16 protein-coding genes are annotated in these 15,180 nt (G+C 65.0%); 6 read left to right on the forward strand and 10 right to left on the reverse strand.

Annotation, left to right across the window (positions count from 1 at the left end; all coding sequences use genetic code 11):
- The first annotated feature begins 28 nt into the window (after positions 1–28).
- The 3 genes from hutC to GGQ64_RS18335 all read left to right on the forward strand — a co-directional run bounded on the left by hutC (position 29) and on the right by GGQ64_RS18335 (position 2,977).
- Positions 29–760: a histidine utilization transcriptional repressor HutC gene (gene hutC / locus GGQ64_RS18325; protein WP_183806863.1), complete on the forward strand. Its 732-nt coding sequence runs from the start codon at positions 29–31 to the stop codon at positions 758–760.
- A 118-nt stretch (positions 761–878) separates the two neighbouring features.
- Positions 879–2,099, forward strand: coding sequence for a hypothetical protein (locus tag GGQ64_RS18330; protein WP_183806864.1), 1,221 nt, complete (start codon positions 879–881; stop codon positions 2,097–2,099).
- Positions 2,100–2,197: 98 nt separating this feature from the next.
- The gene (locus GGQ64_RS18335; RefSeq protein ID WP_183806746.1) at positions 2,198–2,977 is read left to right on the forward strand and encodes a carbon-nitrogen hydrolase family protein; all 780 of its coding nucleotides are present in this window, start codon (positions 2,198–2,200) and stop codon (positions 2,975–2,977) included.
- Between the two features lie 33 nt (positions 2,978–3,010).
- Here the strand turns inward: GGQ64_RS18335 and GGQ64_RS18340 are convergent, their stop codons facing one another.
- The 7 genes from GGQ64_RS18340 to GGQ64_RS18370 form a co-directional block, all read right to left on the reverse strand.
- A complete protein-coding gene (locus tag GGQ64_RS18340; RefSeq protein WP_183806747.1) occupies positions 3,011–3,976 on the reverse strand; it encodes a DUF2950 family protein in 966 nt (321 codons plus the stop codon).
- Positions 3,977–3,999: 23 nt separating this feature from the next.
- Positions 4,000–5,484: a DUF3300 domain-containing protein gene (locus tag GGQ64_RS18345; RefSeq protein WP_183806865.1), complete on the reverse strand. Its 1,485-nt coding sequence runs from the start codon at positions 5,482–5,484 to the stop codon at positions 4,000–4,002.
- Between the two features lie 236 nt (positions 5,485–5,720).
- Positions 5,721–6,506: a transporter gene (locus tag GGQ64_RS18350; protein ID WP_246422776.1), complete on the reverse strand. Its 786-nt coding sequence runs from the start codon at positions 6,504–6,506 to the stop codon at positions 5,721–5,723.
- Positions 6,507–6,620: 114 nt separating this feature from the next.
- On the reverse strand, positions 6,621–7,631 hold the full coding sequence (locus GGQ64_RS18355; RefSeq protein WP_183806748.1) for an inorganic phosphate transporter: 1,011 nt from the start codon (positions 7,629–7,631) through the stop codon (positions 6,621–6,623).
- Positions 7,631–8,275, reverse strand: a complete 645-nt coding sequence (locus GGQ64_RS18360; RefSeq protein WP_183806749.1) for a DUF47 family protein — start codon at positions 8,273–8,275, stop codon at positions 7,631–7,633. Before GGQ64_RS18360 ends, GGQ64_RS18355 begins: the two co-directional genes overlap by 1 nt.
- A gap of 144 nt (positions 8,276–8,419) precedes the next feature.
- Positions 8,420–9,355 carry a DMT family transporter gene (locus tag GGQ64_RS18365; RefSeq protein ID WP_183806750.1) on the reverse strand — a complete coding sequence of 312 codons (936 nt, stop codon included), beginning with the start codon at positions 9,353–9,355 and terminating at the stop codon, positions 8,420–8,422.
- 193 nt (positions 9,356–9,548) lie between these two features.
- Positions 9,549–10,325: a 5-oxoprolinase subunit PxpA gene (locus GGQ64_RS18370; RefSeq protein WP_183806751.1), complete on the reverse strand. Its 777-nt coding sequence runs from the start codon at positions 10,323–10,325 to the stop codon at positions 9,549–9,551.
- A gap of 261 nt (positions 10,326–10,586) precedes the next feature.
- On the opposite strand from GGQ64_RS18370, the gene pxpB reads away from it, so the two are divergent.
- From pxpB to GGQ64_RS18385, 3 genes are all read left to right on the forward strand, one after another.
- Complete coding sequence (pxpB, locus tag GGQ64_RS18375) at positions 10,587–11,312, forward strand: 5-oxoprolinase subunit PxpB (RefSeq protein ID WP_183806752.1); 726 nt, start codon at positions 10,587–10,589, stop codon at positions 11,310–11,312.
- Positions 11,309–12,280 (forward strand): 5-oxoprolinase subunit C family protein, encoded by a 972-nt coding sequence (locus GGQ64_RS18380; RefSeq protein ID WP_183806753.1) that lies wholly within the window; start codon positions 11,309–11,311, stop codon positions 12,278–12,280. Before pxpB ends, GGQ64_RS18380 begins: the two co-directional genes overlap by 4 nt.
- A gap of 152 nt (positions 12,281–12,432) precedes the next feature.
- Positions 12,433–12,846, forward strand: a complete 414-nt coding sequence (locus GGQ64_RS18385) for a VOC family protein (RefSeq protein ID WP_183806754.1) — start codon at positions 12,433–12,435, stop codon at positions 12,844–12,846.
- 21 nt (positions 12,847–12,867) lie between these two features.
- Here the strand turns inward: GGQ64_RS18385 and GGQ64_RS18390 are convergent, their stop codons facing one another.
- From GGQ64_RS18390 to GGQ64_RS18400, 3 genes are all read right to left on the reverse strand, one after another.
- Entirely contained in the window at positions 12,868–13,737 is an 870-nt protein-coding gene (locus GGQ64_RS18390) for an HpcH/HpaI aldolase/citrate lyase family protein (protein ID WP_183806755.1), read from the reverse strand.
- A complete protein-coding gene (locus tag GGQ64_RS18395) occupies positions 13,737–14,219 on the reverse strand; it encodes a MaoC family dehydratase (RefSeq protein WP_183806756.1) in 483 nt (160 codons plus the stop codon). The genes GGQ64_RS18390 and GGQ64_RS18395 overlap by 1 nt, the downstream gene beginning before the upstream one ends.
- Positions 14,220–14,356: 137 nt before the next feature.
- Positions 14,357–15,112 carry a GntR family transcriptional regulator gene (locus tag GGQ64_RS18400; protein WP_183806757.1) on the reverse strand — a complete coding sequence of 252 codons (756 nt, stop codon included), beginning with the start codon at positions 15,110–15,112 and terminating at the stop codon, positions 14,357–14,359.
- Between the last annotated feature and the right edge of the window lie 68 nt (positions 15,113–15,180).

The following is a 15,180-nucleotide window of genomic DNA, read 5'->3' on the forward strand; positions in this document are numbered from 1 at the left end:
GAGCGAAAACGTGCAGGAGACAGTGACCATGGACGTGCTTTCCGATTCTGCGTCTCCTCTCTACGAGAAGGTCAAGGATTTCGTCCTCGGCAACATCGGCAGCGGCAAGTGGGCGCGAAACGCGCGGCTGCCGTCGGAACACGAACTCGTCTCGGCACTCGGGGTATCCCGCATGACGGTGCACCGTGCCCTGCGGGAGCTGACGTCCGAAGGTCACCTGCGCCGCATCCAGGGCGTCGGAACCTTCGTCGCCCCGCCGAAGCCCCAGTCGACGCTGATCGAGATCAGCAACATCGCCACCGAGATCCGCGGCCGCGGCAGTCGCCATCGCGCCGAGGTCGTCGTGCTGGAACGCATCGAGCGGCCGACGCCGCACTTGCTGCTCGCCTTCGAGTTCGCCTCGGCGCGGCCGGTGGACCACTCCGTTATCATTCATTTCGAAAACGACCTGCCGGTGCAGCTCGAGGAACGCTACGTCAACCCCGATCTCGTTTCCGGCTATGTCGAACAGGATTTCACGACGACCGCGACCTATGATTACCTGCAGAACGCGACGCCGCTGACGGAGGTCGAGCACCTGATCAGCGCGCGGCCCGCGGGTGCAGAAGAGGCGCGCCTGCTCCATATCCAGACGGGCGACAGCTGCCTGGTGCTCGATCGAAAGACCTGGAGCGGCCCCGTCGTCGCCACCGTCAACGTCTTCAGCTATGTCGGCAGCCGCTACACGCTCGGCAGCCGCTATCGTCCAAACAGCAAATGAGGCAGGTGAAGATGCTTGCCGTGCCAACCCGCAGGAGCCCTCGTCCATGAGCATCGTCCCCAGCAGAACCGCCGAAATCCGCCGGCTCGCCGGCGCTCGCGACGGTGCGGCGGAAGCCATGCTCGTCGATCTCCTGCGCAGCCTCTTTTCGATCGAGGCCACGGGCCTGGCGATCAATCACGACCAGTACAGCCTCAATTCGCTGAACGGCTTCTTCGAATCGGCAGACGGCAGCTTCTTCTTCAAGTTTCACCAGGAAGACGGTGAGGAAGCGATGAGCGGAGAATATTACCGCGCCGACATCCTTGCCCGCGCCGGGTTGCCGGTCGACCAGCCGGTGCTGATGTCCGTCCTGCCGGGCGAGCAGATCCTCGTCTACCGCCGCCGCACCGATCCGCGCTTTTCCGACGTGCTGCGCGCGCTCGACCTGCAGCCGGATGCCGGCGGGACCGCCCGTGCCGTGGCAGCCGAGACGGGCCTGACCGAGGCGGTCCTCGCCGTCTACCGCAAGACGCTGCATCCCGTGACGCCGCAGCAGGCTGCCGCAGAGCCCGTCCACCGGCTATTCCACGACCGGCTGGTGGACCACCCGGAAGGCCGCTATCCCGGCGGAAGACTGGCGGGCTTCTATGTCGGCCAGCACTTCGCCTTCGAAGGCGCAAGCCTCGGCTGGGAGGCTTTCTCGACGGCACGGTTCCGCGTCAACGGCGTGCTCTACGAAAGCTCGGTCGGCGAACTCTTCGACGCCGCCGTGCAGCGGCTGAAGCCGGAAAACCTTGCCGACGCCGGCGGGGTCACCGCCCATGGCGACGCCCACAACGCCAATGTCTGGTATCAGGAGAAAGAGGGTCGGGCCTCGCTCGCCTTCTTCGATCCGGCCTTTGCCGGCGAGCACGTGCCGACGCTCCTGGCCGAGATCAAGACGACCTTCCACAACATCCTCGCGCATCCGCTCTGGCTCTACGATCCCGCGCTGGCGGCGGAGCGCTACTCGGCGAAGGCCGCCTATACCGACGGCTTGCTCGACGTCACCACCGACTGGGCGCCGAGTGCCGTGCGGCTCGGCCTCCTGCAGGTGAAGGCCGAGCGGCTGTGGCGGCCGCTACTCGCCGAGCTCGATGCCCGCGGCATGCTGGCGGTCGACTGGCGCACGGTGATCCGCCTCGGCCTGTTCCTCTGCCCCACGCTGGTCATGAACCTCCGGGCGGGGGCCACGACCCACAATCCGGTCTCCTCGCTGATCGGCTTTTCCGTCGCCGTCATGGCGGGAAGCGAGCCCATCGCAGGAGACGACGTCGTGTCGCGCTTTCTCGATACGATCGATCCCGCCAGGGCATGAAGGCTTGCAGCGTGCGCGAACCGTGTCGCGCCGGGCAGGTTTGCAAATGCGCAGGAAGCCCCCATATTCCAGGGCGCCAGCAACCGGGAGGATAGTGCATGAAGATCGCAGCCCTGCAGATGCAGGCCGTTCCCGGCGACATCGATGCCAACGTCGCGCGAATCGCCAGCGCCGCGAAGGCGGCCGCCCAGGGCGGGGCGAAGCTCCTGATTGCGCCGGAACTCGCGGTGACGGGGTATGGCGCCGGCGCAGCATTTGCCGCGATCGCCTCGCCCGCCGAAGGCGCGGTCGCAGACAGCCTTTCCGCCATCGCCCGAAAAAGCGGCCTTGCGATCATCGCGGGCTTTGCCGAGCGCGATGGCGACGACGTCTACAACAGTGCCCTTTTCACAGACGGCATCGGGACCAACGCCGTCTACCGCAAGTCCCATCTCTACGGCGACTACGAGCGGCAGTGGTTCCGTCCCGACGTTCCGTCCTCGGTCCAGGTCAAGCTCTGCGGGCTCAATCTCGGGATGCTGATCTGCTACGACGTCGAGTTCCCGGAAAATGTCCGCCGGCTGGCCTTGTCCGGCGTCGATCTCGTCGTCGTGCCGACGGCCCTTCCGAAGGGCGCCTCGGGAACCTTCGTCGCCGAAAAGATGATCCAGGTGCGCGCCTTCGAAAATCAGGTCTTCGTCGCCTATGTCAATCATTGCGGCACCGACGCCCTGTTCGGCTATGCCGGCCTGTCGCGTATCGCGGCCCCGGACGGCAGCCTGCTGGCACAGGCGCCGGCAGAAGGGGAGGCACTGATCTTCGCCGAGATCGACCCGGCCGCCTATGCGGGTTCGCGCTCGGAAAACACCTATCTCGCCGACCTGGCCCGCCAGGTCTGAGCTTTCGGCTCTCGAACAGGGCTGTTCTAACCGTCACTCGGCGACGATGTCCCACTCGTCGTTCGGGTTGAAGGTACGGATTCTCGAGGCGATCTCCGGCGTGTTCTCGCCGAGGTCCGCCTCGTAGATGATTCCGTTCTTGTTGACGAGGAAGGTCTTCACGCCGGTGATGCCGTACTTGACCGGCCAGGCCACCACGCCGTGACCGGCGATCATGTTGCCGTTGATGACATAGTCGTATTTGCCGCCGGCGATGTTGTCGCCCTGGCCGCCGAGGATGCGGTAGCGGTAGCCGTGATAGCCTTCGCCGGCCTTTGCCTTCTCGAACGCATCGCCATCGGCGAGCGCCGGGCCGGCCGGGCTCTGTTCGGCATCGCCCTGCTCGGCCGGCCAGTAGAGGCCGTCATGCGTGCCCTCGCTGCTGATCACCTTCTGGGCGTATTCGAGCACGCCGTCACCGTCGCGATCCTGCGACGCATAGTCCTCCTGGGCATCAACATAGGCCTTCAACGTATCGATCGTCTCCAGTTCGTTCTCGCCCACATGCCGGTCGGCGATCTCGTCGAGGCCGGCAAGCGTATCGAAGCTCCACTTGCCGTCGTCGTGACGGACGAGCGGGAAGGGAAGGGGCCAGAGGATGTTGCCGACTTCGATGATCTTGTCTGCGCCCTGATCGACGACGACGACCTTCTCCTGCACACCCGCCTGTATGTCGGCAAACGTGTCCATCGCGCTCTCGCTCGCCCGGGCCTTGGCAGCATCGAGGCCCAGCAGTTCGGCCAGTTGGTCGAACCCGCCGTCCGTCAAGGCAAACTTGAAGGCCTCGACTGCCTTTTCCGGCGTCTCGAAGTCGGGCGGGTCCTTCTGCGACATGTATTCCGTGAGCGGCGTGTCGTCCGGTTCGTCCGCAGCCATCGCCGGGGCATGCAGCATTGCGCCACCGATGAGGATCGCCCCGGTGAGCGAGCGTGCCAGCCTGTCAAAAGCAATTCGTCCCATCTTCGCCTCCCGACCCGTTCCTTTCAGCGCCTGCGACCGCCGCCGCCACCGCGGGGCCGCGCACCATGACCGCCACCCCGGTGACCGCCCGAGACCTGCGGCCGGCGGTGGCCGCCGCCGCCACTCATGGAATGCCGCCCGCGCTGCGACGCGAACTGCGTCTGCTTGCCGTTGCCGACCTTGCCGAGCGCCGACGGCTTTCCGCCGGAGCGCTTCTGCGCCTGGCCGCCGGGCCGCGGCTTGTTTGCCTTTCGGTTGATGTTCTTCGACTTGGCGCCCGCAACCTTCTTGGCAGCAGCGGAGCCGCCCGCGCGATTGGCGACGCTCCCGCCATCCTTGCGCCCGGCGATCGCCTGTCCGGCGCTGCCGCGATCGATCTTGCCTCTGTCGATGTTGGCCCGGTCGATGTTGCCCCTGTCGGCATTGCCCGCCCGCTGGCGGGCGCGGTCGGCATCCACCTTGCTCTTGCGAACGTCGTCGACCGAGATTTTCCCGCCCCGGTTGGCGACCCGGCCGTCGCCGTTGCGGCGCACGTCCTTTGCACGGTTCGCAATGTTGTTGTCGCGGTTGCCCTTGAACTCGTTCTTGAGCTGGTTGCGATCGACATTGGCCAGTTGGTTCTTGTCGAACTTGATCTTCGACCGATCGATGTTCTTCCAGTCGACATCGTTCATCTTGAACTTGTCGCGATCGATGTCGATATCGTTGAAGCACTTGTCGCAATCGATGTCGACGTCACCGTTCCAGCGGCCGCCCCACACACCCCAGTCGTCCCAGTCGACCGTCGCAGCCCAGATTGCGGCACCGGTGACGGCGGCGGCAAAATAGGGCGCGGACGGATAGTAGTAATTGGGGTAGGGATCGTCGTAGTAGGTCACCGGGGCCGGCGCGTAGCCGGGTTCGTAGAGCATTTCCGGCTCGTATCTCGGCACATACACCTTCTCCGGGTCGGCCGGCTGGATCACCACGTTGTCACCCTGGTTGACGATCTGCACCTTGTCGTCCGTCTTGATGACGCCATCGGCGACCGCCTTGTCGCGCAGCGTCTGGATGGCCATGAGCACATCCTTCTGCTGGTAGGCCAATGCACTGCCGAGCGCCTGGGTCCAGTCGAGGTCATCGCTCATCATCTTGACGATGTCGGGATAGTTGAGCAGCGAAATGACGCTGTCGTCCCAGCTGTCCTTCGGCTGCAGGTCCTTGTCCTTTTTCTTCTGCTCCAGGAACCGCTCCGCCTCGATGATCTGTAGCGGATAGAGCGAGGCGGAACTGACGAGGGCGACGAGCTCGTCCGGATAGAGAGCAATGCGCGCGACCAGGACCTCAAGCTCGTCCTCGGTCAGAAGATCGGGCTGGTCATCGCCAGCCTGACCCGTCGCGCCGGACGCGGCCGCCGCCTGTTCCTGCGCCAGCGCCCGGGTTGCTGGCTGGAAACCCACGGCAAGCGCCGCCAACAGGGCGACGGCAAGACCGGAACGCAATTGACATGAAAACCTGTCGCCACCCATGACCTTCAGCCCTCCCTGCATCAGTCTCGGGAATCCAGTCGTTCCAACAGCCATGTCCCGGCCTGCAGGCCTATCGACAAGGCACTCGCTGCGCGCCCCGCCCGGGCGGCAACGCTATTGAAGAAATGACTGGACCGTTCATTTCATTATTCATCAAGCCATGGAATAAAGATAGATGGCACCTCCCAATGGAAGCCCATGTAACCGCGGGCGTCGGCACACCCGAGCCGGCAGCCTCACTGCGGAAAGAGGAAGGTCACCACAAAGCGGAAGCCGAGGCCTTCCGGACCATTTTCCGGCGCGTCGGCCCAGTAGCGCAGGCCGGCCGTGAAACTCACCGGTTGCTGATCGAACTTCACCAGCTTTCCAACCATGACGTTGACCGGAACGGACCACTGGTCGCCCTCCCAGTCGTAGGTGGATTCCGTGTTGAGCGTGAAGGTCCACGCATCGTGGGTCGTATAGGACAGGAAGGGCTGCAGGAAGGTCGAATTGACGTCCGCGCGGTCGTCCTGGCCGGCAAAGGACCAGATATGGTTGGCCAACAGGCCATATGTCCATGGGCCTTCCTGCTTTAGTGCCACGCCTGTCGGACCGGCGCCCCATTTACCGCTGCCGGTGAGATCGTCCGTGGCGGTCGGGATCAGGAACACCGGACCGAGCCCCCAGATCAGCCCACCGGGTCCGGGATGCCTGGGAGAGAGAAACAGGCTCTGGGTGATGTCGCCGAGCCCGAACTGCTGACCCGACGGACCGGCGATGTCATCCTGCCAGATGACAGGCATGATGGTGCGGGAGATGAGGTTCCAGTCATCGTTCAGCGATATGGGGACGACAGGCTGAATGTTCAGCGTCTCGCGGTTCCCGTCTTCCGGACCGTAGCCACGGTCGTAGTTGAACTGGAACGGCACGCTGATCATCGACGCGACGGGATTGGAAAGCTTCTTTGCCAGGTCGGCGCTGCTATCTTGTGCAACCGCAACGTTCGCCAGAGTAAAGCATCCACCCAAAAGGGCGGCCATCCGCATCATTCCGCCTGCCATGCTCGTTCCCCCGAAAAGCTGCAGCGAATCCTCTTGCGCAACAAGGGTGCACGTAACGTCAGGAACTGGCAAGCGGCCTGATCGGAAATCGCTTCAGTGACCTCCGAAGAGGCCGACGGTCCAATAGGTCAATGCCGAGACGAGGGCCGCAGCCGGCAGGGTCACGAACCAGGCGATCACGATGTTGCCCGCAAGCCCCCAGCGCACCGCCGAAACGCGCCGCGCCGCACCGACGCCGATGATCGCGCCGGTGATGGTGTGCGTCGTGGAGACCGGGATGCCGAGCCAGGTGGCTGCGAACAGCGTGATCGCGCCGCCCGTCTCCGCGCAAAAGCCCTGCATCGGGTTGAGCCGGGTGATCTTCGAACCCATCGTATGGACGATGCGCCAGCCACCGAACAGCGTGCCGAGCGCGATCGCTGCCTGACAGGTGATGACGACCCAGAAGGGGACGTAGAATTCCGAGCCGAGATGTCCCTGCGAGTAGAGCAGCACGGCGATGATGCCCATCGTCTTCTGCGCATCGTTGCCGCCGTGCCCGAGCGAATAGAGCGAGGCGGAGATGAACTGCAGGCCGCGGAAAGCGCTGTCGACGGCAAAGGGCGTCTGCCGCACGCAGATCCAGGAAACGATCAGCACCAGCATCAGCGCCAGGAAGAAGCCGATGGCCGGCGACATGAAGATGGCGCCTACCGTCTTGAGCACGCCCGAAAGCACGATCGAATCGAAATCGCTGCGCGCAAGCCCGGCGCCGACGAGCCCGCCGATCAGCGCATGCGAGGAGCTCGAGGGAATGCCGAACAGCCATGTGACGACATTCCAGATGATCGCGCCCATGAGGGCTGCAAAGATCACCGCGGGCGAAATGATCGCCGGATCGATGATCCCCCTGCCGATCGTCTCGGCCACATGCAGGCCGAAGAACAGGAAAGCGATGAAATTGAAGAAGGCGGCCCACATCACCGCAAACTGGGGACGCAGCACGCGTGTCGAGACGATCGTGGCGATCGAGTTCGCCGCGTCGTGCAGCCCGTTCAGGAAATCGAACAGGAGCGCGATGCCGATGAGCGCCACCAGCAGCGGGAGGGCAAGCGTCGCGTCCATCAGACGTTCTCGATCACGATGCCGCTGATCTCGTTCGCCACGTCCTCGAAGCGGTCGACCACCTTCTCCAATTCGCCGTAGAGCTCGCTGCCGATCATGTAGGCCATCGGATTGGAGGCGCCGTGGCGCTGGAACAGGTCCTTCAGGCCCTTCTCGTGCAATTCGTCGGCGCGGCCTTCGACGCGCATAACCTCCTCGGCGATCGCGTTCAGACGCGTCGCATTGGCGCCGATCTTGTGGAGAAGCGGCACGGCCTCGGCCACGAGGCGGGCGGCCTTCACGACGATCACGCCCATTTCCTGCATGCCGGGATCGAAGCTCTTCTGCTCGAACAGCCGGATCGTCTTGACCACCTTGTGCATCATGTCGATGGCGTCGTCGAGCGACTGGATCAGGTCCTTGATGTCGCCGCGATCGAAGGGAGTGATGAAGCTCTTGCGCACGGCAAGCAGCACGTCGGCCGTGATACGATCGGCCTTGTCTTCCAGTTCGACGATCCGGCTGCAGTGCTGCTCCAGCTCCGGGCCACCCGCCAGGACCTTCTCAAGCGCTTCCGCCGCCTCGACCACCGTCAGCGCGTGCGCGTCGAAGAGGTCGAAGAACCGGTCTTCCCGGGGCATCAGGGCGCGAAACCAACTCAGCACGATCGTTTTCCCATATATGACAGTTTTGTGACAGCCCATAACGGGTTGCGGCCGCGATGGAAAGATGCGGGAGGCCGGATATCACCGGCTTGCTTGCGCTATTGCCACGCAATTCACCACGAACTCGCAAGTTCAATGGTGATCTCAGTGCGCCAGGCCGATTTTCAGGCTGATCAGCCCAGTGCCCGCGACGGCAAGGAGCGCACCGGCCCACGCCGAGGCGGACGGCACACGGCCCGTCCGTGCCCACACCATCGGCAGGATCAGAACCGGCGTCAGCGACGACAGCGTCGAGACGATGCCGACATTGCCGTGCGCAAGCGCGGCCATGAGGAGCGACATGCCGAGGCCGGTGCCGAAGAAGGCGGAAGCAATCGCAAGCAGGCGGGTGCGCATGGGCAGGACGACGGTGCTCTTCGCACCGGGCACGCCGAGCGGCACGAGTGCGATGAAGAAGACGGCCGCGATCCCGGAGCGAATCGCCATGGCCGTGAACGGCTCGGCGCCGGCTGCCATCGCCGGCCGCGCGGCGAGGCTGCCGAGCGCCTGTCCGAGCGCGGTGACCACGCCGAGCGCGACCCCGAGGGCTGCAAGCCGACTGGTCGGCGACGCCGCATCCGCACTCGCATGACGCCTTCCAGCTTTGCCTGCCTTGCCCATCTTCCCGGCGCCGATCGCCAGCAGGATGCCTGCAAGGACGAGCGCGATCCCGAGGCCTTGCTGGGCCGAGACCGTCTCGCCGAGCCAGAGATAGCCGAACAGCAAGGCGAACGGCGCGGTCAGCGAAAACAACAGCGCCGTCCGGCGAGGCCCGGCGATAAAAATCGCCGCGAAATAGGTGGTGCTGGCAATGATGATGCCGAACAGGCTCGACAGCGCCAGCGCGCCCACCTGCCATGGCGAGATCGTCAACCAGCCGCCGACGGCAAGCGAGGCGGCGCCCGTCATCAGGAAACTTGCGACCATCTGCCAGCGCGTCAGCACGAGCAGCGGGATCCGTCCGGCAAGCTCGCCGATGATCATGCCGCTCAGAGCTATGCAGGCGGCGGCGGAGATGGCCAGGATTTCGGACAGGAACATTGCGGATTCACGAAGGGCAGGGTCGCCGTCCGCTATCGCACAATTGCGCCTGCGACAACAGCAAAGAAGGAGCCTCCGTCGCGTTCACGGCCCCCTTCGACGTGAACGGGCGCACGTCGATGGGAATGCCGGCCCGTCGCGCCAGCTCCAGCGAGCTCGCGCGGGTGATGCCGTGGAGGATCGTGTGCGAGAGCTACGCGAGATTGGGCTTTTTGAACGGAGCGAATTCGATCCCCGCCGCGGCGAGAGCCTCGCGAAGGGCTCGAGCCACGCCGACGGCGCCGGGCGTGTCGCCATGGATGCACACGGTCGCAGCCTCCACCAACAATTGCTTGCCGCCGATCGTCGGGATACGCCCGTCCAGCACCATGGACAGCACCTGGTCCACGCTCTGGCGAAGGTCGTGAATGACCGCACCTTCCATCTGTCGGGAAGCCAGCATGCCATTGTCGTCGTAGCGGCGATCCGCATAGACCTCGCACGCAACCGCAAGCCCGGCCGCCTCGGCAGCCCGCATCGCCTGCGAATAGGGAAGCGCGACGAACACCAGCCCGGGATCGACGGCCTTGATGGCCCTGACGCAGGCGGCAGCGAGGCCGGCATCTTCGGCGGCCATGTTTGCGAGCGCGCCGTGTGTCTTGACGTGGGTGATCGGCCAGCCAGCCGCAGCCGCCATGCCCTGGATTGCGGCGATCTGGTAGACGAGCTGCGCCTCGATGTCCTCCGGCCGCTCGCCGGTGATGCGCCGGCGCCCGAACCCGTAGAGATCCATGAACGACGGGTGCGCACCGATCGACACGCCGCGTGCCTTGGCGGCGAGGATCGTATCGCGCATGACGACCGGATCGCCGGCATGGAAACCGCAAGCGATGTTGGCGGTGGTGATGAGGTTCATCATGGCCGCATCGTCCCCGATCCGGTAGGCGCCGAAGCTTTCCCCCATGTCGCAGTTCAGGTCGATGGTCGTCATGATCTTATAGTGTCTCTGCTCGTGGCGGACGACATGCGACTGCGCGTGACGTGTTGCATCGAACAGACTCCACCCCTTATGATCCGAAGGCTTGAAATACAGTTGGCGTACTGAAATGCCAAGTCCGTCTTGAAGCACCGCGGGGCCGGCGATGACGAGCGCGGGCCATATCGATATCACCGACAAGCGGTCCCGGCCTTGGGAAAGCAATGACGTGGAACGTGCCCTGGGGCAAGGATGTTCTGAAGGACGCATGACGCGATGCCAGTGACGTATCCACGCATCGTCGCCTGTGGTGACAGCGCCCTTTCGATCGAACTGTCGGACGAGATCGACGAGGACGTCAACGCGCGCGTGATCGCCCTGGCCGCGGATTTGGCCGAGCGGCCGATCGATGCCGTCGTCGAAACGGTGCCGACTTACCGCTCGCTGCTGGTTCTCTACGATCCTTCCCTCCGGCGGGCACAGGCGCTGAGGCTGGAACTCGAGGCACGATTGCGGGCAGCTGTGCCCGGTAGTCGGGCCGCCCGGCGCTTCGTGGTTCCGGTCGTCTACGGCGGCGAGGCCGGCCTCGACCTCGCCGAGCTTGGCGACATGAAGGGCCTGAGCGCAGACGAGCTCGTGGCGATCCACGCCGCTGGCGAGTACCGGGTCTACATGATCGGCTTCGCACCTGGCTTTGCCTATCTCGGCGGGCTGCCGGAGATATTGCATACGCCGCGGCTTGCCACGCCGCGCCAGCGGATCGAGGCGGGCGCGATCGGTATCGGCGGCAAGCAGGCCAGCATCAATTCCGTTTCCGGCCCCAGCGGCTGGCGCTTCATCGGCCGCACGCCGCTCAGGCTTTTCGATCCGTCGCGCAGCGAGCCGTTCCTGCTCAGCGCCGGCGACCACGTGCGCTTCCGACCGATCGAACCTGCCGAGGCTGCCGCGCTCGACGCCGCGAGCGTGGCGGGGAAGACGGTTGTGGAGCCTGAACCCGTATGACGATTCTGCTGATCAGCCAGGCCGGCCCGATGGTCACGGTGCAGGATCGCGGTCGCAAGGGTTTGCTGCACGCCGGCGTGTCCGGGTCGGGTCCGATGGATGGGCCGTCCATGGATCTTGCCAATGCGCTCGTCGGCAACGGACCCGACGATGCCGTTCTCGAATTCGCCGGCCCCGGCGGCGTCTTCGAGGTGACGGAGCCGGTCCGGTTCGCGGTCACCGGCGGCGCGGTCGATATCCGGATCGACGGCGCGGCCGCCTTTCCATGGGAGAGCCACCATCTGCTGCCGGGTCAGAGGCTGGCGATCGGCGCGATGCGGGATGCGGTGTGGGGCTATCTCGCGTTCTCGGGCGGCATCGGTACGCCGCCGGTGCTGGGGGCGAGGGCGACCCATCTTCGCTCTGGCTTGGGCGGCCTCGACGGCCGGCGGTTGGGAGCAAACGACCGCCTGCTGCTGGGCGAGGCCCCGGCCGGGCCGCTCCTGGCGTTTCGCCGGTTCTGGCAACGGGCCCGCGGCCCGATCCGCGTCGTTCCGGGTCCCCAGGACGACTACTTCGACCAGGCGACATGGCGCGCCTTTCTCGACGAGCCCTTCATCGTCTCCCCCAGTCGCGACCGGATGGCGCAGATCCTGGACGGACCGCGGCTGCCGGCCGTGGGCGGCCACGACATCGTCTCCGACGGCACCGTGGCAGGTTCCATACAGGTGCCTGCCTCCGGCCGGCCGATCGTGCTGATGGCCGAGCGCCAGTCGACGGGCGGCTATCCGAAGATCGCCACGGTCGCCTCGGTCGACCTGCCGCGGCTTGCACAGACGCCGAGCGGGCGAGCGATCCGCTTTGCCGCCATCTCGCAGGAAGAGGCGGAGGATCTTCTGATCGCCGGAAGGCGCACACTGCGCGAGGCCGTTGCCGGCATCGTGGAGAAACCGGCAAGCGCAGATCTTTCAAAGGAAGCCCGCCGGTGAACAAGCCGCTGGCCAAACAGGCCTATGGAAAGATAGTTGTCGCGGGCGAGCCAATCCCCGGCGATATGCTGCAGGAGGCAGAGTTCCGCGCTGGCGCGAAACCTGACCATTCCCCGAACTCTTCCTCATAAACAGGCATCAAGGAGCAACCGATGCGCTCACTCTTCCATCTCGCATACCACGTCACCGATCTCGACGAAGCGCGCCGCTTTTACGGCGGGGTCCTCGGCTGCGCAGAGGGCCGCTCCACCGACACCTGGGTCGATTTCGATTTCTTCGGCCACCAGATCTCGCTGCATCTCGGCAAGCCTTTCGAAGTCACGCGCACCGGAAAGGTCGGCGATCACATGGTGATGATGCCCCATCTCGGCGTCGTCCTGCCGCTCGACGATTGGTTCGCCCTGGCCTCGCGGCTGGAAGCCGGCGACATCGCGTTCGACATCCCCCCGATGGTGCGGTTCGAAGGCGAGCCGGGCGAGCAGCGGACGATGTTCTTCTTCGATCCGAGCGGCAACCCGATCGAGGTCAAGGGATTCAAGGACTTCGACAGCGTCTTCGCGCAGTGAGGAGCGGCGGCGGTCCTCCGCTCAAGTCGCGCCGCCGGCGCGGTCGAGCAGGCGCTCCGCCCGCAACAGATGCGGGCGGTCGAGCATCTCGCCGTCGACGCCGACCACGCCCGCGCCCGGGTTGCCGGCAAATGCGGCGACGACGGCCCTTGCCCTTGCGATCTCGTCGGCCGTGGGGGCGAAGGCCGCGTTTATGATCGCGACCTGCGCGGGGTGTATCGCCATCTTGCCGACGAAGCCGTCGCGCCGCGCCTCACGGCATTCCGCTTCCAGTCCCTGCATGTCCCGGAAATTCGTGTAGACCGCATCGATGGCGGCAACGCCTGCCGATGCGGCACCCAGCAGCGTCAGCGTGCGCGCAAGCCTGTAGGGATCGGCGTAGGCGCCGCTGTCGGTGCGGTTGGACGAAGCACCGAGGTCGGCCGAGAGATCCTCTCCGCCCCAGGCAAGGCCCATCAGCCGGTCGCTGCTGCCGGCGAAGGTTCCAAGAGCAAAGACGCCCGCGGCGTTTTCGGTTGCGATTGCGAGGATGCGTGTCGCTGCCCGCCCGGATCCCGCCTCATGCGTCGAGAGGCGGGCCGCGAGGGCAGCAACGTCGGCTCCGCCGACAGCCTTTGGCAGCACGACGCCATCGGGCGCTGCAGGCATGATCCGGTCGAGGTCCGCTTCGATCAGGCCGGTCGACAGGCCGTTGACGCGCACATAGAAGCGCGGTCTCTGGTTGCCTGCGACATTCTCCTGCAGGAATTGGGCAGTGATTCTCCGGGCCTCGTCCTTTGCCTCGAGCGCGACGGAGTCCTCCAGGTCGATCAGCAGGGCATCGGCTTGCGAGGCGAGCGCCTTCTCCAGTTTCCTGACGCTGTCGCCGGGGACGAACAGGAGCGAGCGCATCACCTGCTCCTCTTCAGCATGAAGGCCTGGCGGCGGCACTCGCAGACCAGCGTGCCGTCCTGCTTGTAGGCCCGGTGCAGGAACTCGACGATACCGGCATCGGGCCGCGACTTCGAACCGCGCTTGCCGGCGATTTCGGTTGCGGCGTTGACCGTGTCCCCCTCGAACAGCGGTGCCGGAAACTTCACGTCCGTCATGCCGAGATTGGCGATGGTGGTGCCGACTGTCGTGTCGTTGACGGAAATGCCGATCATCAGGCCGAGCGTGAACAGGGAATTGACGAGCGGCCGTCCCCATTCCGTCTCCGTGGCACAGAAATGCGCATCGATGTGCAGCGGCTGGGGATTGAGCGTCATGTTGGAAAACAACATGTTGTCCATCTGGGTGACCGTGCGCGTCAACCGGTGCGCAATCGTGGCGCCGACGACGAAGTCTTCATAGTACAGGCCACCGCGGGGATGGGGCAGGGAAGCCTCTGGCATCGTTTCCTCCTCTGTCTTCAGGCCGGGGCCGGGGTGCGGCCGCGTCATTTCGCGAGGATAGAGCGTTATCGCGTTCCTGTACCAGCCTCTCCGTCGGGCGCCGGAGTGAAATCGATGCACGGGCATTGAGGAAAAATTCAGTCCGCGCCAGCCGGCCCGCCGAACGCCGGGGCTTGGTCCGGATCGAGGTGCTCCCAGTAGGAACCCTCCTTGCGCGCGATATGTCGCACGAGGATATTGGCCGCGCGCGAAAGGTCCTTCTCGCGGATCGCGCTCGTGATCTCCACATGCTCGCGCATCGATTTCTCCATGTGGTGCGGATCGTCGCCCAGGCGATTTCTCAACGCGGCCATCTTGGCGCCGATCAACGCATAGGCGTTTGTAATGTAAGGGTTTCCGGACGCCGCGATGATGGCGTCGTGGAAGGCCGTGTCGAGGGTGAGGTAGTCCTTTGTCCGCCCCTCCGCCTGCGCGCGTTCCATCTTCTCGACAATGGCCGCAAGCTCGTCGCCGAGCTTCGATTCGGGCTTGTCGAGCGCGAGTTGCACGGCCGCCGGTTCGAGCGCGAACCGCAGTTCGCATAGCTGGTTGAGTTCGCCCGGCTGCAGTTCGAAGACGTAGGTCCCGGACTGGGGCTGCACCGTCACGAGTCCTTCCCGGCGCAACAGGGCGATCGCCTCGCGCACGGGCGTGGTCGATACGCCGAGTTCGGCGGCGAGCACGTTTTCCGACAATCTTTCGCCGGGCAGGACCCGGCCTTCGACGATCATCTCGCGGATGGCGCGCACCACCTCGTCGACCAGGAGGGCGGGGCGGGTGAGCCTACCCGTTCTTTTCTCGGCATTTTCGGTCGCGGCTGCCTTGCGGGGTGACGGCTTTGCCAAGGACTTCATCAAGGACCTCTTTACAACAATGAAGAAACTGCTACCTTAGTTTCATCTGCTGTCTAAGGTAGCAGTTT

Source organism: Mycoplana azooxidifex (assembly GCF_014196765.1).
Lineage (GTDB): Bacteria > Pseudomonadota > Alphaproteobacteria > Rhizobiales > Rhizobiaceae > Mycoplana > Mycoplana azooxidifex.